Annotated in this window: 20 protein-coding genes; 19 read left to right on the top strand and 1 reads right to left on the bottom strand. The window is 58.3% G+C overall.

From position 1 onward, the window contains the following. Nucleotides 1-38: 38 nt before the first annotated feature. From mnmE to cfaB, 19 genes are all read left to right on the top strand, one after another. Nucleotides 39-1,409, top strand: a complete 1,371-nt coding sequence (mnmE, locus tag MOP87_RS21010; protein ID WP_027913308.1) for a tRNA uridine-5-carboxymethylaminomethyl(34) synthesis GTPase MnmE — start codon at nucleotides 39-41, stop codon at nucleotides 1,407-1,409. A 483-nt stretch (nucleotides 1,410-1,892) separates the two neighbouring features. Next, nucleotides 1,893-3,785 (top strand): tRNA uridine-5-carboxymethylaminomethyl(34) synthesis enzyme MnmG, encoded by a 1,893-nt coding sequence (gene mnmG / locus MOP87_RS21005; protein WP_028686809.1) that lies wholly within the window; start codon nucleotides 1,893-1,895, stop codon nucleotides 3,783-3,785. After that, entirely contained in the window at nucleotides 3,782-4,432 is a 651-nt protein-coding gene (gene rsmG / locus MOP87_RS21000; RefSeq protein WP_027913310.1) for a 16S rRNA (guanine(527)-N(7))-methyltransferase RsmG, read from the top strand. Before mnmG ends, rsmG begins: the two co-directional genes overlap by 4 nt. An 18-nt stretch (nucleotides 4,433-4,450) precedes the next feature. Then, nucleotides 4,451-5,242 (top strand): ParA family protein, encoded by a 792-nt coding sequence (locus tag MOP87_RS20995; protein ID WP_027913311.1) that lies wholly within the window; start codon nucleotides 4,451-4,453, stop codon nucleotides 5,240-5,242. A 9-nt stretch (nucleotides 5,243-5,251) separates the two neighbouring features. Next, nucleotides 5,252-6,124 carry a ParB/RepB/Spo0J family partition protein gene (locus tag MOP87_RS20990; protein ID WP_027913312.1) on the top strand — a complete coding sequence of 291 codons (873 nt, stop codon included), beginning with the start codon at nucleotides 5,252-5,254 and terminating at the stop codon, nucleotides 6,122-6,124. Nucleotides 6,125-6,272: 148 nt separating this feature from the next. Then, the gene (locus MOP87_RS20985; protein WP_023532288.1) at nucleotides 6,273-6,680 is read left to right on the top strand and encodes a F0F1 ATP synthase subunit I; all 408 of its coding nucleotides are present in this window, start codon (nucleotides 6,273-6,275) and stop codon (nucleotides 6,678-6,680) included. Between the two features lie 16 nt (nucleotides 6,681-6,696). Beyond that, nucleotides 6,697-7,566 (top strand): F0F1 ATP synthase subunit A, encoded by an 870-nt coding sequence (atpB, locus tag MOP87_RS20980; RefSeq protein ID WP_023532311.1) that lies wholly within the window; start codon nucleotides 6,697-6,699, stop codon nucleotides 7,564-7,566. A 145-nt stretch (nucleotides 7,567-7,711) separates the two neighbouring features. Beyond that, on the top strand, nucleotides 7,712-7,969 hold the full coding sequence (atpE, locus tag MOP87_RS20975; protein ID WP_003097235.1) for a F0F1 ATP synthase subunit C: 258 nt from the start codon (nucleotides 7,712-7,714) through the stop codon (nucleotides 7,967-7,969). A gap of 57 nt (nucleotides 7,970-8,026) precedes the next feature. Continuing rightward, nucleotides 8,027-8,497 (top strand): F0F1 ATP synthase subunit B, encoded by a 471-nt coding sequence (locus MOP87_RS20970; protein ID WP_011536505.1) that lies wholly within the window; start codon nucleotides 8,027-8,029, stop codon nucleotides 8,495-8,497. Nucleotides 8,498-8,509: 12 nt separating this feature from the next. After that, on the top strand, nucleotides 8,510-9,046 hold the full coding sequence (locus MOP87_RS20965) for a F0F1 ATP synthase subunit delta (RefSeq protein WP_023532623.1): 537 nt from the start codon (nucleotides 8,510-8,512) through the stop codon (nucleotides 9,044-9,046). 21 nt (nucleotides 9,047-9,067) lie between these two features. After that, nucleotides 9,068-10,612, top strand: coding sequence for a F0F1 ATP synthase subunit alpha (gene atpA / locus MOP87_RS20960; RefSeq protein WP_023532736.1), 1,545 nt, complete (start codon nucleotides 9,068-9,070; stop codon nucleotides 10,610-10,612). Nucleotides 10,613-10,660: 48 nt separating this feature from the next. Continuing rightward, entirely contained in the window at nucleotides 10,661-11,521 is an 861-nt protein-coding gene (atpG, locus tag MOP87_RS20955) for a F0F1 ATP synthase subunit gamma (RefSeq protein WP_023532742.1), read from the top strand. Nucleotides 11,522-11,548: 27 nt separating this feature from the next. Then, the gene (gene atpD / locus MOP87_RS20950; protein WP_023532615.1) at nucleotides 11,549-12,925 is read left to right on the top strand and encodes a F0F1 ATP synthase subunit beta; all 1,377 of its coding nucleotides are present in this window, start codon (nucleotides 11,549-11,551) and stop codon (nucleotides 12,923-12,925) included. A gap of 44 nt (nucleotides 12,926-12,969) precedes the next feature. Then, nucleotides 12,970-13,389, top strand: coding sequence for a F0F1 ATP synthase subunit epsilon (locus tag MOP87_RS20945; RefSeq protein ID WP_023532701.1), 420 nt, complete (start codon nucleotides 12,970-12,972; stop codon nucleotides 13,387-13,389). Between the two features lie 120 nt (nucleotides 13,390-13,509). After that, nucleotides 13,510-14,877 (top strand): bifunctional UDP-N-acetylglucosamine diphosphorylase/glucosamine-1-phosphate N-acetyltransferase GlmU, encoded by a 1,368-nt coding sequence (glmU, locus tag MOP87_RS20940; protein WP_128611060.1) that lies wholly within the window; start codon nucleotides 13,510-13,512, stop codon nucleotides 14,875-14,877. A 199-nt stretch (nucleotides 14,878-15,076) separates the two neighbouring features. Further along, nucleotides 15,077-15,850: a DeoR family transcriptional regulator gene (locus tag MOP87_RS20935; protein WP_028686807.1), complete on the top strand. Its 774-nt coding sequence runs from the start codon at nucleotides 15,077-15,079 to the stop codon at nucleotides 15,848-15,850. Nucleotides 15,851-15,856: 6 nt separating this feature from the next. Beyond that, on the top strand, nucleotides 15,857-17,692 hold the full coding sequence (gene glmS, locus MOP87_RS20930; RefSeq protein ID WP_242809956.1) for a glutamine--fructose-6-phosphate transaminase (isomerizing): 1,836 nt from the start codon (nucleotides 15,857-15,859) through the stop codon (nucleotides 17,690-17,692). Between the two features lie 352 nt (nucleotides 17,693-18,044). After that, on the top strand, nucleotides 18,045-20,096 hold the full coding sequence (locus tag MOP87_RS20925; RefSeq protein WP_242809955.1) for a TonB-dependent receptor: 2,052 nt from the start codon (nucleotides 18,045-18,047) through the stop codon (nucleotides 20,094-20,096). Between the two features lie 111 nt (nucleotides 20,097-20,207). After that, entirely contained in the window at nucleotides 20,208-21,392 is a 1,185-nt protein-coding gene (gene cfaB, locus MOP87_RS20920; protein ID WP_111475537.1) for a C17 cyclopropane fatty acid synthase CfaB, read from the top strand. A 67-nt stretch (nucleotides 21,393-21,459) separates the two neighbouring features. On the opposite strand, the gene cls is transcribed toward cfaB, so the two are convergent. Further along, on the bottom strand, nucleotides 21,460-22,899 hold the full coding sequence (gene cls, locus MOP87_RS20915) for a cardiolipin synthase (RefSeq protein ID WP_028686803.1): 1,440 nt from the start codon (nucleotides 22,897-22,899) through the stop codon (nucleotides 21,460-21,462). Nucleotides 22,900-22,928: the final 29 nt, after the last annotated feature.

The raw sequence follows: 22,928 nt of genomic DNA, 5'->3' as shown, positions 1-22,928 counted from the left end.
TTGCTATCTGTCGTTTTTGTCGTAGAGGCTCCCCCAGCATGAATACTGTGCGTGAAACCATTGCCGCCATCGCAACTGCCCAAGGCCGCGGCGGTGTAGGCATCGTAAGGTTGTCAGGGCCACTGGCTGCCAAGGCGGGCCAGTGGATAACCGGTCGCAGCCTGCAGCCGCGTCATGCTCATTACGGGCCGTTTCGAGACGAGGAGGGGGTGGTACTGGATGAAGGTATCGCGCTGTTCTTTCCGGGGCCCCACTCATTCACCGGTGAAGATGTACTCGAGCTGCAAGGCCATGGCGGCCCCGTCGTTCTGGATATGCTGCTACAGCGCTGTGTACAACTGGGTTGTCGCCTGGCCAGGCCGGGTGAGTTCAGCGAGCGGGCATTTCTCAATGACAAGCTCGACCTGGCTCAAGCTGAGGCCATCGCCGACTTGATCGAAGCCAGCTCCAGCCAGGCAGCGCGAAACGCACTGCGATCGCTGCAGGGCGAATTCTCCAGACATGTCCACAGCCTTACCGAAGCGTTGATCGCGCTGCGCATCTACGTTGAGGCCGCCATTGATTTTCCCGAGGAGGAAATCGACTTTCTAGCCGATGGCCATGTGCTGTCGATGCTCGATGCCGTAAGGGATCATTTATCCACAGTACTGCGTGAGGCAGGCCAAGGTGCATTGCTGCGCGATGGCATGACAGTGGTCATCGCTGGCCGCCCCAATGCAGGCAAGTCGAGCCTGCTCAACCAGCTGGCGGGGCGTGAAGCGGCGATCGTGACGGACATCGCCGGCACGACCCGGGATACCCTGCGCGAACATATCCACATCGACGGTATGCCGCTTCACGTGGTGGACACAGCCGGGCTACGTTCGACAGATGATCATGTGGAAAAGATCGGTGTGGAGCGCGCGCTACGGGCGATAAGTGAGGCAGACCGGATATTGCTGGTTGTGGACTCCACGGCCCCTGAAGCCGGCGATCCCTTCGCCCTGTGGCCCGAGTTTCTGGACCAGCGCCCGGATCCGGCACGGGTAACCCTCATACGCAACAAAGCGGATCTGAGCGGGGAGCCTGTCGCGCTGCACCAGGGCGAAGATGGACAAGCCACCATCACGCTGAGCGCCAAAGGAGAGGGGGGAGGGCTGCAGCTGTTGCGCGACCATCTCAAGGCCTGCATGGGCTATGAACAGACCGCCGAAAGTGGTTTCAGCGCCCGTAGACGGCATCTGGATGCCTTGCGCCAGGCCAGTGAGCACCTGGAGCATGGCCGTGCGCAGCTGACCCTTGCCGGTGCAGGTGAGTTACTGGCAGAGGACCTGCGGCAGGCACAACAGGTGCTTGGGGAAATCACCGGAGCCTTCAGTTCCGATGACTTGTTGGGACGGATTTTCTCGAGTTTTTGCATCGGCAAGTAACAGACAAGCCAGGTCCCACATCAGCCAACCGCCTCTTTGAGGCGGTTTTTTTTGGCCCGAACAAAGCCTCCAGCAAGGCATAACCTAAGAACGGCACCCGCTAAGCCCTGTGGAAAACCCTCGCTAAGCTCCGTTGATAAGCGGCACTTTTTCTTGAGGATAAATGGCCCTGTGGGTAACCATCACTTTAATCCACAGGCTATTCCTCGTTATCCCAAGCGCTCAGAGGGGGTAAGCCACAGGGTTCAGGATCTCTGTACAGCACGTGCTACATGGCCTTCAGAGCGTTATCCACAGATAGTGCTGTGCATAAGAATAAACATAAAAACAAAGCTTTTATAAATCTCTCTTCTTGATTTCTGTTGTATGCCATTCATCCACAGCCTGATCAAAATTTGCTCAGACGGTTTCAATGAGGGGGGTGATGTCCCTATACTTGTCGGCTTACCTTTTTCTATTTGCACAACAGGCACGAGGTGCGTGGTGGATTTCCCTTCCCGTTTTGAAGTGATCGTCATCGGCGGCGGCCATGCCGGTACCGAGGCTGCGCTTGCGTCTGCACGCATGGGTGTGAAAACCCTGCTGCTGACCCACAACGTGGAAACCCTCGGGCACATGAGTTGCAACCCTGCCATTGGTGGCATCGGCAAGAGCCATCTGGTCAAGGAAATCGATGCCTTGGGCGGCGCCATGGCGCTGGCCACCGACAAGAGTGGTATTCAGTTTCGCGTGTTGAACAACCGCAAAGGCCCAGCCGTTCGCGCCACGCGTGCGCAGGCTGACCGCGCCATCTACAAGGCGGTGGTGCGTGAGATGTTGGAAAACCAGCCCAACCTGTGGATATTTCAGCAATCGTGTGACGACCTGATCGTTGAACAGGATGAAGTCAAAGGCGTGGTCACCCAGATGGGGCTGCGGTTCTTTGCAAACTCTGTCGTGCTCACCACCGGCACCTTCCTGGGCGGTTTGATCCATATCGGCATGCAGAACCACTCGGGTGGACGCGCAGGTGATCCGCCTTCCATCGCGTTGGCGCATCGCATGCGTGAATTGCCGCTACGCGTTGGCCGTCTGAAGACAGGTACGCCGCCTCGCATCGACGGTCGCTCCGTTGATTTCTCGGTCATGACCGAGCAGCCCGGCGACACGCCCATCCCGGTGATGTCGTTCATGGGCAATGCCGGCATGCATCCGCGCCAGGTGAGCTGCTACATCACTCACACCAACGCCCGCACACATGACATCATCGCTTCGAACCTTGACCGCTCGCCCATGTACTCGGGCGTCATCGAAGGGGTAGGGCCACGTTACTGCCCGTCGATCGAAGACAAGATCCACCGCTTTGCGGACAAGGAAAGCCATCAGGTATTCATCGAGCCTGAAGGCCTGACCACCCATGAGCTCTACCCCAACGGCATCTCCACGTCGCTGCCCTTCGATGTGCAGCTGGAGTTGGTGCGCTCGATCCGCGGCATGGAAAACGCGCATATCGTGCGCCCAGGCTATGCCATCGAATATGACTACTTCGATCCGCGTGACCTGAAGTACAGCCTTGAAACCAAAGTCATTGGTGGGCTTTTCTTCGCTGGCCAGATCAACGGCACCACCGGTTACGAAGAAGCCGGTGCGCAAGGCCTGTTGGCCGGGACCAACGCCGCACTGCGCGCCCAGGGGCGCGAGACCTGGTGCCCGCGGCGCGATGAAGCCTATATCGGCGTGCTGGTCGATGACCTGATCACCTTGGGTACTCAAGAACCGTATCGGATGTTCACATCCCGTGCCGAATACCGGTTGATCCTGCGCGAGGACAACGCTGACCTGCGTCTGACTGAAAAAGGGCGAGCGCTGGGGTTGATAGACGACGAGCGCTGGGACGCCTTCTGCACCAAGCGCGACGGAATCGAAAAAGAAGAGCAGCGGCTGAAATCGACCTGGATAAGACCCAACACCGAGCTAGGCCAAGCCGTTGTGGACAAGTTCGGTACGCCACTGAGCCACGAGTACAGCCTGCTGAACCTGTTGGCGCGGCCTGAAATCGACTACGCAGGGCTTATGGCGGCTACCGGCGGCGAGTCGATCGACCCACAGGTTGCCGAGCAGGTCGAGATTCGTACCAAATATGCGGGCTACATCGACCGTCAGCAGGACGAAATTGCTCGCCTTCGAGCCAGTGAGGACACGCGCCTGCCTGTGGATATCGAGTACGCCACGATTTCGGGGCTGTCCAAGGAGATTCAGGGGAAACTCAGCCAGACCCGTCCCGAAACCCTGGGGCAAGCCTCGCGCATTCCGGGCGTTACGCCGGCGGCCATTTCCCTGTTGCTCATTCACCTGAAGAAACGCGGCGCAGGCCGCGAGCTGGAGCAAAGCGTTTGAGTTCCCTGGTTACCTCGCAACATGCCGAAGAGTTGTCCACAGGTGCCCGCCAGTTGGGGGTGCCCCTGAGCCTTGAACACCATGAAAAACTGCTGGGCTACCTGGCCCTGTTGATCAAATGGAACAAGGCCTACAACCTCACCGCCGTCCGGGATCCGGACGAAATGGTTTCGCGTCACCTGCTCGACAGCCTCAGCGTGATGCCGTTTATCCACAGCGAGCGCAGCAACTGGCTGGATGTTGGCAGCGGCGGAGGCATGCCCGGTGTGCCCATGGCTATCCTGCATCCCGAAAAACGAATCACCGTGCTGGATGCCAACGGCAAGAAGACGCGCTTTCTGACCCAGGTGAAAATGGAACTCAAGCTGGACAACCTCACGGTTATCCACAGCAGGGTCGAGGGGTACACGCCGGCCCAGCCGTTCGACGGCATCATCTCCCGCGCTTTCAGCAGCATGGAGAATTTCACCAACTGGACCCGCCACCTGGGCGACACCGGGACGCAGTGGCTTGCAATGAAGGGGCTGCATCCTGCCGATGAACTGGTAGCATTGCCCGCAGACTTCACAGTGGAAAGCGAGCAGGCCCTGACCGTTCCGGGTTGCCAGGGCCAACGTCATCTGCTGATACTGCGCCGCAAGGCTTGATTGGGAACAGACGCATCAATGGCTAAGGTATTCGCAATCGCGAACCAGAAAGGTGGTGTGGGCAAGACCACCACCTGTATCAATCTCGCTGCCTCGCTGGTGGCGACCAAGCGCCGTGTGCTGCTGATCGACCTCGATCCGCAGGGCAATGCCACCATGGGCAGCGGCGTGGACAAGCACGAGCTCGAGCACTCTGTGTACGACCTGCTTATCGGAGAGTGTGACCTGGCCCAGGCCATGCACTTTTCCGAGCATGGCGGGTTCCAGCTGTTGCCGGCCAACCGGGACCTGACCGCTGCCGAAGTGGTGCTGCTGGAGATGCAGGTCAAGGAAAGCCGCCTGCGCAATGCGCTGGCGCCCATTCGCGACAATTACGATTTCATCCTCATCGACTGCCCGCCTTCACTGTCGATGCTGACGCTCAATGCCCTGGTGGCTTCCGATGGCGTGATCATTCCCATGCAGTGCGAGTACTACGCGCTGGAAGGGCTGAGCGACCTTGTGGACAACATCAAGCGCATTGCCGCCAAGTTGAACCCCGCGCTCAAGATCGAGGGGTTGCTGCGAACCATGTATGATCCGCGGCTGAGCCTGAACAACGATGTATCGGCGCAGCTCAAGGAGCACTTCGGTTCGCAGTTGTACGACACCGTCATTCCTCGAAACATCCGCCTGGCCGAAGCACCCAGCTTCGGTATGCCGGCATTGGCCTACGACAAGCAATCGCGCGGCGCACAGGCCTACCTCGCCCTGGCGGGAGAATTGGTCCGTCGTCAACGCCGCCAGTCCCGCACTGCACAAGCAACTTAAGGAATCCGCATGGCCGTCAAGAAACGGGGTCTCGGACGTGGATTGGATGCGCTGCTCAGCGGTCCAACCGTGAGCGCGCTCGAAGAGCAGGCTGTAAAGATCGACCTGAAGGAGCTTCAGCACCTGCCCGTCGAGCTGATTCAACGGGGCAAGTACCAGCCGCGTCGCGACATGGACCCGCAGGCGCTCGAAGAACTGGCACACTCGATCCGCAGCCATGGCGTGATGCAACCGATCGTGGTGCGGCCGGTTGGCGATGAGCGCTATGAGATCATCGCCGGTGAGCGGCGCTGGCGCGCGACTCAGCAAGCTGGGCTGGACACCATTCCGGCCATGGTCCGCGAGGTCCCTGACGAAGCGGCCATTGCCATGGCCCTTATCGAGAACATCCAGCGCGAGGACTTGAACCCTCTGGAAGAGGCGCTGGCCTTGCAGCGGTTGCAGCAGGAGTTCGAGCTGACCCAGCAGCAAGTGGCCGATGCGGTAGGCAAGTCACGGGTGACCGTGGCCAACCTGTTGCGGTTGATCACGTTGCCGGAGGCGATCAAGACCATGCTCGCCCATGGAGACCTGGAAATGGGTCACGCACGGGCTTTGCTAGGCCTGGAGGAGAATCGCCAGGAGGAAGGGGCGCGTCATGTTGTCGCACGTGGGCTGACCGTACGTCAGACCGAGGCACTGGTGCGTCAGTGGCTGAGCGACAAGCCTGATCCGGTTGAACCCGGCAAACCTGATCCGGACATTGCACGCCTGGAACAGCGGCTTGCAGAGCGTTTGGGCTCGGCTGTACAGATTCGCCACGGCACCAAAGGCAAGGGCCAACTGGTCATTCGCTACAACTCGCTCGATGAGTTGCAGGGCGTACTCGCACACATTCGCTGAAACAATTCCTGTTGTAGCGCGCAATCGGAAATCACTACGAATAGTTGAATAGGGGTTAATCCACCCCTATACTCTGCGCGCATTTTGTCGGCACAAATTATGCCAAGTCATCGCTGACTGGCGGGCCGATTCACGGGGAGCAGTTGTGATGGAAATCCGCACGCCAAACCGGTTGCCTTTCCATCGCTGGGCGGTTTTTCCGGTATTGCTGACGCAATTCGTCGTGCTGCTGCTGGCAACCTTGGTGTTGTGGCAGTTGGCTGGGACGGTCAGCGGATATTCAGGGCTCTGCGGAGGCCTGATTGCCTGGCTGCCCAATGTTTATTTCGCCTGGAAGGCTTTTCGCTTTAGCGGAGCTCGGGCGGCGCAGGCCATCGTCAAGTCGTTCTACGCTGGCGAGGCAGGCAAGATGATTTTGACGGCAGTGCTCTTCGCACTGACCTTCGCAGGAGTGAAGCCACTGGCGCCGCTGGCAGTATTCGGCGTCTTCGTGTTGACCCTTTTGGTCAGCTGGTTCGCGCCCCTGCTGATGAATAAAAGACTTTCGAGACCTTAGGGCGTTTGAGGCAACCATGGCAGCAGAAACCGCTTCGGGCTATATCCAGCACCACTTGCAGAACCTGACTTACGGTCAACTACCAGACGGCAGCTGGGGCTTCGCCCATTCGGCTGCAGAAGCCAAGGCTATGGGCTTCTGGGCATTCCACGTGGATACCCTGGGTTGGTCCGTCGCACTGGGTCTGATCTTCCTGTTCATCTTCCGCATGGCGGCCAAGAAGGCGACTTCCGGTCAACCGAGCGGCCTGCAGAACTTCGTCGAAGTGCTGGTGGACTTCGTCAACGGCAGCGTGAAGGACTCCTTCCACGGCCGTAGCCCGGTGATCGCGCCGCTGGCGCTGACCATCTTCGTCTGGGTATTCCTGATGAACGCCATCGACCTGGTACCGGTCGACTGGATTCCTCAGCTGGCCATCCTGATCTCGGGTGATCCGCACATTCCGTTCCGCGCCGTGTCGACCACCGACCCGAACGCGACCCTGGCCATGGCTTTCTGCGTGTTTGCGCTGATCATCTTCTACAGCATCAAGGTCAAGGGCCTGGGTGGCTTCATCGGTGAGCTGACCCTGCACCCGTTCGGCAGCAAGAACATCTTCCTGCAGATCCTGCTGATCCCGGTCAACTTCCTGCTGGAATTCGTGACCCTGATCGCCAAGCCGATCTCGCTGGCACTGCGTCTGTTCGGCAACATGTACGCCGGCGAACTGGTGTTCATCCTGATTGCCGTGATGTTCGGCGCCGGCATCCTGTGGCTCAGCGGCCTGGGTATCGTGCTGCAATGGGCGTGGGCTGTGTTCCACATCCTGATCATCACCCTGCAAGCCTTCATCTTCATGATGCTTACCATCGTCTACCTGTCGATGGCTCACGAAGATAACCATTAAGACCGCCTGGCGTGTCTGATAGCCTTCCCCGCTCGTTTGGGGGGAGGGCTTAAAAAGTCCGCAAGGGCATGCTGTACCAAACGATTCGTTTTACCGCTTCAAACTAAAAAACCTAACCAATACGACGTAAAAGTCGGGAGGAAAGATGGAAACTGTAGTTGGTCTGACCGCTATCGCTGTTGCTCTGCTGATCGGCCTGGGTGCTCTGGGTACCGCCATTGGTTTCGGCCTGCTGGGCGGCAAATTCCTGGAAGGCGCTGCTCGTCAGCCTGAGATGGTTCCGATGCTGCAGGTCAAAATGTTCATCGTTGCCGGTCTGCTCGACGCCGTCACCATGATCGGTGTTGGTATCGCTCTGTTCTTCACCTTCGCGAATCCCTTCGTTGGTCAAATCGCCGGCTAATCACTCGTTTCGACGAGTTGATTGGTGTGATGGACAAAGACCGAGCGAGGTGTTGGCGTGAACATTAATGCAACCCTGATTGGCCAATCCGTTGCTTTTCTGATTTTTGTACTCTTCTGCATGAAGTACGTATGGCCTCCGGTCATCACTGCTCTGCAAGAGCGTCAGAAGAAGATTGCAGACGGCTTGGACGCTGCCAACCGCGCAGCTCGCGACCTGGAGCTGGCCCAAGAAAAAGTGGGTCAGCAACTGCGTGAAGCAAAGGCACAGGCAGCTGAAATCATTGAGCAAAGCAAGAAACGCGCTGCTCAGCTTGTAGACGAAGCCCGTGAACAGGCTCGTGTCGAAGCTGACCGTGTGAAGGCTCAGGCTCAGGCCGAGATCGAACAGGAACTGAACAGCGTCAAAGACGCCCTGCGTGCCCAAGTGGGTGCCCTGGCTGTTGGCGGTGCTGAAAAGATCCTTGGCGCCACAATCGATCAAAACGCGCATGCAGAGCTGGTTAACAAACTGGCCGCTGAAATTTAAGCGAGGGCGATCATGGCAGAACTGACCACGTTGGCCCGACCTTACGCTAAGGCTGCCTTTGAGCATGCCCAGGCCCATCAGCAACTGGCCAATTGGTCAGCCATGCTCGGCCTGGCTGCTGCAGTGTCCGAAGACGACACCATGCAGCGCCTGCTCAAGGCCCCGCGACTGACAAGCGCAGAAAAGGCCGCCGCATTCATTGACGTTTGCGGTGACAAGTTCGATGCATCGGCACAGAATTTCATTCATGTTGCCGCGGAAAACGACCGTCTCCTGCTTCTGCCGGAGATTGCCGCTCTGTTCGACCTGTACAAGGCAGAACAAGAGAAATCCGTGGACGTGGAAGTCACCAGTGCTTTTGCGTTGAACCAAGAACAGCAAGACAAACTCGCCAAGGTTCTCAGTGCACGGCTCAGCCGGGAAGTGCGCCTGCACGCGTCGGAGGATGCCAGCCTGATCGGCGGCGTCGTCATCCGCGCCGGCGACCTGGTAATCGATGGCTCTGTTCGCGGCAAAATCGCGAAACTGGCCGAAGCATTGAAATCTTGAGTTTGAAGGGGCAGCAGAGCAATGCAGCAACTCAATCCTTCCGAAATTAGTGAAATCATCAAGGGTCGCATCGAGAAGCTCGATGTCGGCTCCCAAGCCCGTAACGAAGGTACCGTCGTAAGCGTTTCCGACGGTATCGTACGGATCCACGGTCTGGCCGACGCTATGTACGGCGAAATGATCGAGTTCCCGGGCGGCGTATACGGTATGGCACTGAACCTGGAGCAAGACTCCGTAGGTGCGGTGGTACTGGGTGCGTACACCTCCCTCGCCGAGGGCATGAGCGCCAAGTGCACCGGTCGCATCCTGGAAGTTCCGGTTGGTAAGGAACTGCTGGGTCGCGTCGTGGACGCACTGGGTAACCCGATCGACGGCAAAGGTCCGCTGAACAACACCGAGACCGACGCGGTCGAGAAAGTTGCTCCAGGCGTGATCTGGCGTAAGTCGGTAGACCAGCCTGTACAGACTGGCTACAAGTCGGTCGACGCCATGATCCCGGTTGGCCGTGGCCAGCGTGAGCTGATCATTGGTGACCGTCAGATCGGTAAGACTGCCATGGCGGTCGATGCGATCATCAACCAGAAAAACAGCGGTATCTTCTGCGTATACGTGGCCGTTGGCCAGAAGCAGTCGACCATCGCCAACGTCGTGCGCAAGCTCGAAGAAGCCGGTGCCCTGGCCAACACCATCGTTGTTGCCGCCAGCGCCTCGGAATCGGCTGCACTGCAGTTCCTGGCGCCGTACTCCGGCTGCACCATGGGCGAGTACTTCCGTGACCGCGGTGAAGACGCCCTGATCGTCTACGATGACCTGTCCAAGCAGGCTGTTGCGTACCGTCAGATCTCCCTGCTGCTGCGTCGTCCACCAGGACGTGAAGCGTACCCAGGCGACGTGTTCTATCTCCACTCCCGTCTGCTGGAGCGTGCATCGCGCGTTTCGGAAGAATACGTCGAGAAGTTCACCAATGGCGCAGTCACTGGCAAGACCGGTTCCCTGACCGCTCTGCCGATCATCGAAACCCAGGCTGGCGACGTTTCGGCGTTCGTTCCGACCAACGTGATTTCCATCACCGACGGTCAGATCTTCCTGGAATCGGCCATGTTCAACTCGGGCATCCGCCCTGCAGTGAACGCCGGTGTTTCGGTATCGCGTGTAGGTGGTGCCGCTCAGACCAAGATCATCAAGAAGCTGTCCGGGGGTATTCGTACCGCACTGGCTCAGTACCGTGAACTGGCGGCATTCGCCCAGTTCGCGTCCGATCTGGACGAAGCGACCCGCAAGCAGCTGGAGCATGGTCAGCGCGTTACCGAGCTGATGAAGCAGAAGCAGTACGCGCCGATGTCCATCGCGGACATGGCCCTGTCGCTGTACGCCGCTGAGCGTGGCTTCCTGACCGACGTAGAAGTCTCCAAGGTCGGCAGCTTCGAGCAAGCACTGATCGCCTTCTTCCACCGTGATCACGCCGAACTGATGGCGAAGATCAACGTGAAGGGTGACTTCAACGACGAAATCGACGCAGGCATGAAAGCCGGTATCGAGAAGTTCAAGGCCACCCAGACCTGGTAAGCCGCAGCGGGGGCCCAGGCCCCCGCTTGCTAACCTGATAGGTGATACATGGCAGGCGCAAAAGAGATTCGCAGTAAGATTGCGAGCATCAAAAGCACGCAAAAAATTACCAGCGCCATGGAAAAAGTGGCGGTCAGCAAAATGCGCAAGGCACAACAGCGCATGGCTGCTAGCCGTCCTTATGCGGAGCGTATCCGCCAGGTGATCGGTCATCTGGCCAACGCCAACCCGGAATACCGCCACCCGTTCATGATCGAGCGCCCTGTAAAGCGCGCCGGTTATATCGTGGTGAGCAGTGACCGTGGTCTGTGCGGTGGCTTGAATACCAACCTGTTCAAGGCCTTGGTCAAGGACATGAACGAAAACCGCGAACAGGGCGTGGAAATCGACCTGTGCGTGATCGGCAGCAAGGGTGCGACTTTCTTCCGTATCTTTGGCGGCAACGTAGTAGCCGCGATCAGCCACCTGGGCGAAGAGCCATCGATCAATGACTTGATCGGCTCCGTCAAGGTCATGCTGGACGCCTACCTCGATGGTCGTATCGATCGCCTTTCGGTGGTTTCGAACAAGTTCATCAACACCATGACCCAAAAGCCGACGGTCGAGCAATTGGTACCGTTGGTGGCAACCCCGGATCAGGAACTCAAGCATCACTGGGACTACCTGTACGAACCCGACGCAAAAGAGCTGCTGGACGGCTTGATGGTGCGTTACGTGGAGTCGCAGGTGTACCAGGCGGTGGTCGAGAACAATGCTGCTGAACAAGCAGCCCGGATGATCGCCATGAAGAACGCCACAGACAACGCCGGTGACCTGATCAGCGAACTCCAGCTGATCTACAACAAGGCGCGTCAGGCTGCGATCACCCAGGAGATCTCGGAAATCGTCGGCGGCGCTGCCGCGGTTTAACGGTTCAAAAATTCAGAGGATCCAGCTATGAGTAGCGGACGTATCGTTCAAATCATCGGCGCCGTCATCGACGTGGAATTCCCACGTGACGTCGTGCCGAGTGTTTACAACGCGCTGAAAGTACAAGGCGCGGAAACCACCCTGGAAGTTCAGCAGCAGCTGGGCGACGGCGTGGTTCGTACCATTGCGATGGGCTCGACCGAAGGTCTGAAGCGCGGTCTGGACGTCGTCGATACCGGCGCGGCCATTTCCGTTCCTGTCGGCAAGGCTACCCTGGGCCGCATCATGGACGTCCTGGGTAACCCAATCGACGAAGCCGGCCCGATCGGTGAAGAAGAGCGTCGTGGTATCCACCAGAAGGCGCCTTCGTTCGCTGACCAGGCAGGCGGCAACGACCTGCTGGAAACCGGCATCAAGGTTATCGACCTGGTTTGCCCGTTCGCCAAGGGTGGTAAAGTCGGTCTGTTCGGTGGTGCCGGTGTCGGCAAGACCGTGAACATGATGGAGCTGATCCGTAACATCGCCATCGAGCACAGCGGTTATTCCGTGTTCGCCGGTGTGGGTGAGCGTACTCGTGAGGGTAACGACTTCTACCACGAGATGAAGGACTCCAACGTTCTCGACAAAGTAGCGCTGGTCTACGGTCAGATGAACGAGCCACCAGGAAACCGTCTGCGCGTTGCGCTGACTGGCCTGACCATGGCTGAGAAATTCCGTGACGAAGGTAACGACGTTCTGCTGTTCGTCGACAACATCTATCGTTACACCTTGGCCGGTACCGAAGTATCCGCACTGCTGGGCCGTATGCCTTCGGCAGTAGGTTACCAGCCGACCCTGGCCGAAGAGATGGGCGTTCTGCAAGAGCGTATCACTTCGACCAAGGAAGGTTCGATCACCTCCATCCAGGCCGTTTACGTGCCTGCGGATGACTTGACCGACCCGTCGCCAGCGACCACCTTCGCCCACTTGGACGCCACCGTCGTTCTGTCCCGTGACATCGCCTCCCTGGGTATCTACCCAGCGGTCGACCCACTGGACTCGACTTCGCGCCAGCTGGACCCGAACGTGATCGGTACCGAGCACTACGAAACTGCCCGTCAGGTTCAGTATGTTCTGCAGCGCTACAAAGAGCTGAAAGACATCATTGCGATCCTGGGTATGGACGAACTGTCCGAGACCGACAAGCAACTGGTAGCGCGCGCTCGTAAGATCCAGCGCTTCCTGTCGCAGCCGTTCTTCGTGGCCGAGGTCTTCACCGGTTCGCCAGGCAAGTACGTTTCCCTGAAAGACACCATCGCTGGCTTCAGCGGCATCCTCAAAGGTGACTACGACCACCTGCCAGAACAAGCGTTCTACATGGTCGGCAGCATCGACGAAGCGATCGAGAAAGCCAAGAAACTGTAATCCCGGCGCTCCGCAAGGGGCGCTAATCAGGTTGAGGCAAGCAGATGGCTATGACAGTCCATTGCGATATCGTCAGCGCGGAAGGAGAAATCTTCTCCGGTCTGGTCGAGATGGTAGTAGCGCACGGCAACTTGGGCGATCTGGGTATCGCACCAGGTCACGCCCCGCTGATCACCAATCTCAAGCCGGGTCCGATCACGCTGACCAAGCAGGGTGGCACTCAAGAGGTGTACTACATCTCCGGTGGCTTCCTCGAAGTGCAGCCGAACATGGTGAAGGTTCTTGCCGACACCGTGCAACGTGCTGCCGACCTGGACGAAGCTCAGGCTCAGGAAGCCCTCAAGGCTGCCGAGAACGCGCTGAACACCAAAGGCTCGGACTTCGACTACGGCGCTGCTGCCGCACGTCTGGCCGAGGCTGCGGCTCAGCTGCGTACTGTCCAGCAGATGCGCAGAGGCAAGTGATCGGCTACGGCCATCATTTGTGTTGCGATTGAGTAAAAGGGTAGCCTCGGCTACCCTTTTTCTTTTTTCGATTTCCCCCTTTCGGTCAAGCAACTGACCGCCCAGGATTGGTAGCCAGTCATGTCCCTCGATATCGTTATTCTTGCCGCCGGCCAAGGCACCCGCATGCGCTCGTCGCTGCCCAAGGTACTGCACCCGGTAGCCGGCAACTCCATGCTCGGTCATGTTATCCACAGCGCTCGCCAGCTTCAGCCGCAGGGCATCCACGTGGTGATAGGCCATGGGGCAGAGTTGGTTCAGGCGAGACTGGCAGGCGACGACCTCAACTTTGTCATGCAGGACAAGCAACTGGGTACGGGGCATGCCTTGGCGCAAGCTTTGCCAGCACTGTCGGCGGACACCGTGCTGGTGCTGTATGGCGACGTTCCGCTCATCGAGGTACCGACCCTGCAACGTTTGTTGGCCAAAGCCAGCGAGCAGCAACTCGGTTTGCTCACGGTCACGCTCGAAGACCCGACGGGCTATGGCCGCATTGTGCGTGATGCGTATGGGCAAGTAACGGCCATCGTCGAGCATAAAGACGCTAACGAGGCGCAGAAGGCCATTCGTGAGGGCAACACCGGCATTCTGGCGCTTCCTGGCGCTCGCCTGGCGGATTGGATGGGCCGCTTGTCGAACAACAATGCCCAGGGCGAGTACTACCTGACGGATGTGATCGCCATGGCAGTCGCCGATGGCTTGATGGTTGCCACCGAGCAACCCGCCGATCCCATGGAAGTGCAGGGTGCCAATGACCGTCGTCAGCTTGCCGAACTGGAGCGTCACTACCAGTTGCGTGAAGGCCGCCGCCTGATGGCGCAGGGTGTGACCTTACGTGACCCTTCGCGTTTTGATGTCCGGGGCGAAGTGACGGTCGGCCGGGATGTGCTGATCGACATCAACGTCGTTCTGGAAGGCAAGGTTGTCATCGAAGACGACGTGCAGATTGGCCCTAATTGCGTGATCAAGGATTGCACGCTGCGCAAAGGTGCCGTGATCAAGGCCAACAGTCACCTTGAGGGTGCCGTCATGGGCGAGGGGAGTGATGCAGGTCCATTTGCACGCTTGCGTCCGGGGACCGTACTCGATGCCAAGGCCCATGTGGGTAACTTCGTCGAGTTGAAGAATGCTCATCTTGGTGAAGGCGCCAAGGCGGGGCACCTGTCGTACTTGGGTGATGCCGAAATCGGTGCCCGTACCAATATTGGTGCTGGCACCATCACCTGTAACTACGATGGCGCAAACAAATTCAAGACAGTGATGGGCGAAGACGTCTTCATCGGCTCCAACAGCGCCCTTGTCGCGCCTGTGGAAATCAAGGCCGGAGCCACGACTGCCGCGGGCTCGACGATCACTCAATGCGTGGAAGCAGGTGAGTTGGCGGTAGCACGCTCCCGTCAGCGCAACATCTCGGGGTGGAAGCGTCCAGAGAAAATCAAGAAGCCCTGATTTATCCACAGCTCTATCAAGGCCGGCCTTGTGCATAACAAGCCGGCCTTTTTATTTGTCCGGCATCAGATGGATAGCCAAAGCTGGGCTATGCCTCTGCACAGCGTTTTTTATCCACAGCGCTAAGACAGGTTGACGAACCCGAGCATTTAGGTTTTGATTGCGATCATTATCTTTCGAAACGAAACTTAAAGCGCCGATGTCGAAACGAAACACGCCACAACGTCGCCATAACATACTGGCTCTGCTCGCGGAGCAGGGTGAGGTCAGCGTGGACGCGCTGGCAAGGCGGTTTGACACGTCTGAGGTCACTATCCGCAAGGACCTGGCGGCACTTGAAACCAACGGCTTGTTATTACGCCGGTACGGCGGGGCGGTAACCATGCCGCAGGAATTGCTGGTTGAGCCGGCACAACCGGTGTCGGCCTACAAACGTGCCATTGCTCGCGCCGCTGTGAGCCTTATCCGCGAACACGCCCGGATCATCATCGACAGCGGCAGTACCACCGCTGCCATGATCCCTGAACTCGGACGCCAGCCTGGTCTGGTGGTCATGACCAATTCGCTCAATGTTGCCAGGGCCATCAGCGAACTCGAGCACGAGCCGGTGCTGCTGATGACGGGTGGCACCTGGGACCCACATTCCGAGTCTTTTCAGGGCCAGGTGGCCGAACAGGTTCTGCGTTCGTATGACTTCGACCAATTGTTCATTGGGGCCGATGGCATCGACTTGGAACGCGGCACCACCACATTCAACGAGTTGCTGGGTTTGAGCCGAGTCATGGCCGAGGTCGCCCGTGAGGTGATCGTGATGGTCGAGTCGGACAAGGTCGGCCGCAAGATTCCCAACCTCGAACTGCCGTGGGGCAGGGTGCACACCCTGATCTCGGACGAACGCCTGTGCGAACAGGCACGCGAACAAATTAAAGCACGCGGCGTCAATTTGATCTGCGCCGCTATCAGTCAGGAGTAACCAAGCATGTGTGGAATCGTAGGTGCTGTGGCCGAACGCAACATTACCGCCATCCTTATCGAGGGCCTGAAGCGTCTTGAATACCGTGGGTATGACAGCGCAGGCCTGGCGGTGCTGACGCCGGAAGGCGAATTGCAACGCCGTCGCCGTATCGGCAAGGTCAGCGAGCTCGAAGCAGCCGTCGTGCTCGAGCCAATCGCAGGACGGCTCGGCATCGCGCATACCCGCTGGGCCACTCATGGCGCGCCTACTGAAACCAATGCCCACCCTCATTTCTCAGGCCATGACGTGGCCGTGGTGCACAACGGCATCATCGAGAATCACGAGGCGCTGCGCGAGGAACTGAAAGGATTGGGCTATGCCTTCGTGTCGCAGACCGATACCGAAGTGATCGTCCACCTGATCGACCATATCCTCAAGGGCATCCCCGACCTGGCAGACGCCTTGAAGGCTGCGGTCAAGCGCTTGCACGGCGCCTATGGCCTGGCGTTGATCAGCAAAAGCCAGCCGGACCGCCTGGTCGCTGCCCGTAGCGGCAGCCCATTGGTGATTGGCCTGGGGCTCGGTGAGAACTTCCTCGCCTCCGACCAGCTGGCCCTGCGACAGGTCACCGACCGCTTCATGTACCTCGAAGAAGGGGACATCGCCGAGATCCGTCGCGACCACGTCGCCATCTGGGACCATGATGGCCACCCCGTGCAGCGTGAAACCGTGCAGTACCACGAGGGTGCCGAGGCCGCCGACAAGGGCCAGTACCGCCACTTCATGCTTAAGGAAATCCACGAGCAACCACGCGTGGTGCAACGCACACTGGAAGGTCGCTTGGGCAGTGACCATGTGCTGGTCCAGGCATTCGGCCCGCAGGCAGCCGAGTTGTTCGGCAAAGTGCGCAATGTGCAGATCGTGGCCTGTGGTACCAGCTATCATGCTGGCATGGTTGCACGTTACTGGCTGGAAAGCCTGGCAGGGATCCCCTGCCAAGTAGAGGTGGCGAGCGAGTTCCGTTACCGCAAGGTGGTCGTGCAGTCCGATACGCTGTTCGTTTCCATCTCCCAGTCGGGCGAGACCGCCGATACCCTGGCAGCGCTGCGCAACGCCAAGGAGCTGGGCTTCCTTGGCAGCCTGGCGATCTGCAACGTGGGCATCAGCTCGCTGGTGCGTGAATCTGACCTGACGTTGCTGACCCTGGCCGGACCGGAAATCGGCGTCGCCTCGACAAAGGCCTTCACCACCCAGCTGGTGTCGTTGATGCTTCTGACCTTGGCCTTGGGCCAGGTGCGCGGCACCTTGGACAAGGGCGTCGAAGCTGAGCTGGTCGAGGAGCTGCGCCGCTTGCCAACCCGTCTGGGTGAAGCATTGGCCATGGACGCAACCGTCGAGAAAATCGCCGAGCTGTTCGCAGACAAGCATCACACCTTGTTCCTGGGGCGCGGCGCTCAATATCCGGTGGCCATGGAGGGTGCGCTCAAGCTCAAGGAAATCTCCTATATCCACGCCGAAGCCTATCCTGCGGGCGAGCTCAAACATGGCCCACTGGCGCTTGTGGATAACGACATGCCCGTGGTGACCGTTGCGCCGAACAATGAACTGCTGGAGAAGCTCAAGTCCAACCTGCAGGAAGTGCGTGCACGCGGCGGTGAGCTGGTGGTCTTCGCTGACGAGCAAGCCGGCTTGAGCAACGGCGAAGGCACCCATGTGATTCCAGTCCCGCATATCGCGGATGCGCTGGCGCCGATTCTGTACACCATTCCTTTGCAGCTGCTCTCGTACTATGTCGCCGTGCTCAAAGGGACTGATGTTGACCAGCCGCGCAACTTGGCGAAGTCGGTGACGGTGGAGTAAAGGTAGCGTTTCAACAGTGCCGGCATACTGTCCTGCTCCTGAGCAGGGCTAGCCGTGAAACATGGCAGGTGATCATCGGATCAACCCGCAGCTAAGACCCCCGTATCACGGGGGTTTTTTTATCGATGATTTTTATACGGTTGTGCTTCAGGGTTGGATGCGGCTGAACCCTTCACCTAACAACCCCTAAGGCCTATCTCGAATCTGGGTGCGTTGAACATTGGGCGGTTGGAATTGAGTTGATATATCATAACGTTTAATTAGTTATGATATAACGTGTTAATAGCTCTGCATGATTTTCCCGAGCTTTGCGCACCTGATCCCACCCCTGTCTACTCACCTAGGAGCACCCATGCGAGTCACCCCGGCCTCCCTTGCCATGTTCACGGTAATGGTTACCCCTGAACTGTTCGCCGACCAAACAGGCAGCTCCACGATCACCCTTGGCGCCGTGAACATTACGCAGGACGCCAAGGTGGCCCTGAGCACCGAGAACGTGCTCACGTCGGTCGATGTGCTGGGCGGTGATCAGGTAGAGGACAAGAACGTCATGAACAGCTGGCAACTGTTGGGCCAGATGCCGGGCATTCAGCTCACCGAAACAGGGCAGGGGGCCGAATCGGGCAAGGTTACGTTCCGCGCTTTCAACGGCGAAGGCTACATCAACGGTATCAAGACATTGATCGATGGCATCCCGAGCAACGTCAACAGCGGTAACCAGCGCTTCATCGACATGATCTTTCCCCTGGACATCGACTACATCGAAGTGGTCCGGGGCACGAACGACCCTCGTTACGGGTTGCACAACATTGCGGGCAACATCAATTTCGCCACGCGCCAAGGCGGCAACTATGTCGATAGCCGGCTGACCTATGGCAGCTTCGACACCCGTGAAGTGCAGTTGGCGGTCGGGCATGAGGAGGGGAATTTTGCCCAGAACTACATCCTTGCCAAGCAGGACAGCAACGGCTACCGCGATCACAGCAACTCGAACAAATACGCACTGGGGGGTAAGTGGTTCGTCAGCAACGACGAGCAGAATTTCCGCATTGGGCTGATCGCGCGCTTGTACCATCACCAGGCCCAGGAGTCCGGGTTTCTCACCCGTGACCAGATGCACGCCAGCCGTACACAATCACCGGCCAAGAACGCTAATGACGGTGATGACCGCGACATGAAGCACCTCAGCCTGCACGCGGATTGGCAGCTCAATGATGACTTGAGCCTTAGCAGCAAGCTGTATTACAACGGCTACAACGATGATCGCACCGTTACCTTCACGGACTATCGCCCAGGTAATGCGCCCCGTCAGCGTCGGCAATGGGACGAACAGCAGACGGGCATCCTCAATAACCTGACATGGCGCGTTAACGAGCACCTCACCCTCGATGGCGGCGTCAACTACGAAGAGCAGGACAATACCTACCGTCGCCAGCGCTACAGCTTCAGCGTTCCGACCCACTTCGATACCGTACCGGCCCGCGTGCAGAATGACGATCGCTATACCCTGCGCAACACCGGTGCCTATGTTCAGGCCGTTATCCAGCCCATCGAGTCACTGAAGATCATCCCGGCCATGCGGGTGGACCAGTTCACCGGTAGTACGCAGCTCTTGGGTGGCGTCAAAGGCTCGCTGCAAGACTACGGCTGGATCCGACAGCCCAAGCTGAGCGTGATCTATAGCGTTACCCCCGATGTCGACGTTTACGCCAATTGGGGGCGTACCTTCCAGATACTCACCGGCTCGACCGAGCCCGCCTACTTGACCCCTGGGCAGCCTTCATACGACCCGTCGATCAACACAGGCAAAGAGGTCGGTATGAAGTTCAGACCGTTCGAGGGCGCCCAAGCGCGAGTGGCGATCTGGCAGCAGGATGCTACCGATGAAGTGGCAAACATGCCCAGCACCGGCACCACGGTCGGGTTGGGTGAAACGCGCCGTCGCGGCGTGGATTTGCAGATCAATGCTCAACTGGACGATCAGTGGACTGTCTATGCCTCCCACGCCATCCAGGAAGCAAAGGTGGTCAAAGCGTTTTCTGCCGCAGGGCAATCACTCTCGGGTAAGGAAGTGTTCTCCACGCCTCGGTACGTGAGCACCGTGGGCGTCGATTATCGTTATAACGATGACTGGAAGTTCGGTCTGCAGGGCAGGGCGCAAGGGAGCTACTACATCGACGAGCTCAATGAGCAAGGCAAATACGGTGGGTTTGTCGTTGCGGACGCCAGCGTCAGCTACCGCATCACGTCCGCTGCCAGCGTCGATGTGCAGGTCAAGAACCTGCTGGACCGCAAATACGAATACGTCTGGTACGACAACTTCTTCTGGGGCGGTGACGACCAGGCGATGTTTTCGCCAGCACCTGGTCGGTCGGCATTCGTTTCCCTGAATCTGAAGCTGTAGACCTCGGCTTAAACTTTCGTTTTACAGACAGCTCCTACAGATGGTCTACGCTGAACCGGTGGCTTTCGAAATGTCTTGGGTCTTGCCCCGTACATGGGAAGGAAGGGTTACATGCTTGCTCAGCTTCCGCCGGCTTTGCAGAGTCTACACCTGCCGTTGCGTCTCAAATTGTGGGACGGCAACCATTTCGACCTGGGCCCCAGCCCGCAAGTGACCATCCTGGTCAAGGAGCCTCAGCTCATCTCCCAACTCACCCATCCAAGCATGGATGAGTTGGGTACTGCTTTCGTGGAAGGCAAGCTCGAACTCGAAGGCGACATCGGTGAGGCCATCCGTGTCTGCGATGAACTCAGCGAAGCACTGCTACCCGATGATAGCGATCATGCTCCCCAGCGTCTGGCGCATGACAAGCGAACCGATGCCGAAGCCATTTCCTACCACTACGATGTGTCCAACGACTTTTACCGGTTATGGCTGGACCAGGACATGGTTTATTCCTGCGCCTATTTCCGTGAGCCGGACAATACGCTGCAACAGGCCCAGCAAGACAAGTTTGATCATCTGTGCCGCAAGCTGCGCTTGGCTGCTGGTGACTACTTGCTGGATGTGGGGTGTGGGTGGGGCGGTCTGGCGCGCTTTGCGGCACGTGAATATGGGGCGCACGTGTTCGGTATCACGTTGAGCAAAGAGCAGCTCAAGCTGGGCAGGGAACGGGTGGAGGCCGAGGGCCTGTCCGACAGCGTAGACCTGCAGATTCTTGATTACCGTGACCTGCCACAAGACGGGCGCTTCGATAAGGTCGTCAGCGTGGGCATGTTCGAGCATGTGGGTCATGCCAATCTACCTTTGTATTGCAAGACGCTGTTCGGCGCAGTGCGCGAAGGCGGCCTCGTCATGAACCATGGCATCACGGCCAAGCATGTGGATGGCCGCCCGGTGGGTCGGGGGGCTGGAGAGTTCATTGACCGTTATGTGTTCCCCCACGGCGAGCTGCCCCACTTGTCGATGATCAGCGCCGCTGTCTGTGAGGCAGGGTTGGAAGTGGTGGATGTGGAAAGCTTGCGCATGCATTACGCCAAGACCCTGCATCACTGGAGCGAGAACCTGGAAAACCAACTGCACAATGCAGCTGCGCTGGTCCCTGAAAAAACATTGCGTATCTGGCGCCTTTATTTGGCAGGTTGCGCGTACGCGTTCGAGAAAGGCTGGATCAACCTGCATCAGATATTGGCGGTCAAACCCTACGCGGATGGCCACCATGACCTACCTTGGACGCGTGAGCACCTTTACCGCTAGCGCCTACCAAACGTGTGCCAAGCGTGACCGACCTCACTTCAAGAGTGAGGTCGCCCCTTGGCGCGCTTTACAATACCGGTGAAATCAACCTTGCGATGCGCATGCCCACTTGCTGTAACCGATGGGTGGCCTCTGTTTCCTCGACCGTAATCTCCCGCGCGTTGGCAAAGTCTTTGTTGAGCATGCGTTCGACCGTATCGGCGAATGCCTTGTCGATGGTGAGCAACGTGATCTCGAAGTTGAGACGGAACGATCGATTATCGAGATTGGCGCTGCCGACAGCACTTATGTCGTCATCCACCAACACGACCTTCTGGTGCAGGAACCCAGGTTGATAACGGAACATGCGAACACCGGCGCGCACCGCTTCGAATGCGAACAGGCTGGAGGCGGCGTATACGATCTTGTGGTCCGGGCGAGACGGGATCAGGACCCGCACATCTACACCGCGTAGTGCCGCCAAACGCAGGGCGGCGAATACCGCTTCATCGGGCACGAAATACGGGCTGGTTATCCAGACTCGATGCTTGGCCGAGTGGATTGCCTCTAGAAAGAACAGCGAGCAGGTTTCCTTGGAGTCTGCAGGGCCGCTGGCCAATGCCTGGCACAGCACACCGTCATCGGGATAGGTGTCCTGGAGGATCAGGGGAGGCAACTGCCGGGTTACCCAGTACCAATCTTCAGCGAACGATTCCTGTAGGCACGCTAGCACTGGCCCGCTGATTTGCACGTGTGTATCTCGCCAGGGTGAAAGCTTGGGGTTGGCCCCCAGGTACTCGTCGCCGACATTGTGACCACCTACAAAGCCGACCAACCCATCTACCACGACGATCTTGCGGTGATTGCGGAAGTTGACTTGAAGGCGATTGAACAGGCCCCGACGGGTAGCGAATGCATGTATTTGCACACCTCCCGCACGAAGCTGCTGGCTGTAGTGGCGGGGCAGGGAATGGCTGCCGACACCGTCATACAATACAAATACCTGAACGCCTTCGGCCGCCTTGCGCAGCAGCAATTGTTGCAAGGCTCGCCCAAGTGCATCGTCATGGATGATGAAAAACTGCACCAGTACGACGCGTGTCGCTTTATCGATGGCTTCGAAAACCGCCTCGAACGTGCGCTTGCCATCAATCAACAGCTCGACCTGATTATTGGCCAGACATGGCATTCGACTGAGTTTGGGCATGGCGCGCAAAGCGGCGTAGCTGTCCGATGCGCGCGCGGCCAGCGCTTCTTCGACCCATGGGCGCCAATTCAAACTGGCCATGGCGACATGCATTTCCTGATTGGCTTGGCGCCTGGCCTTGATGTAGGCATTGAAAGAGCGCGCACCGAATATCAGGTAGGGGATAAGCGTCAGGTAGGGAATGAAAAAAAGTGGCATTGCCCAGGCAATGGCGCCTTGAGCAGTACGGACTGTGAACAACGCATGCAGCGCGGCGATAATACCCAGCAGATGAATCACGCCGAGTAGGTAGCCAAAAAAAAGGGGGCTGTGGTAATCCATATGCATCCTGCTCGTTGAATACACCTTAG

The organism is Pseudomonas sp. I3-I5 (assembly GCF_022699445.1).
GTDB lineage: Bacteria > Pseudomonadota > Gammaproteobacteria > Pseudomonadales > Pseudomonadaceae > Aquipseudomonas > Aquipseudomonas fulva.
Note: the sequence above shows the minus strand (reverse complement) of the source record. Positions and strands in the feature narration are given on the sequence as shown.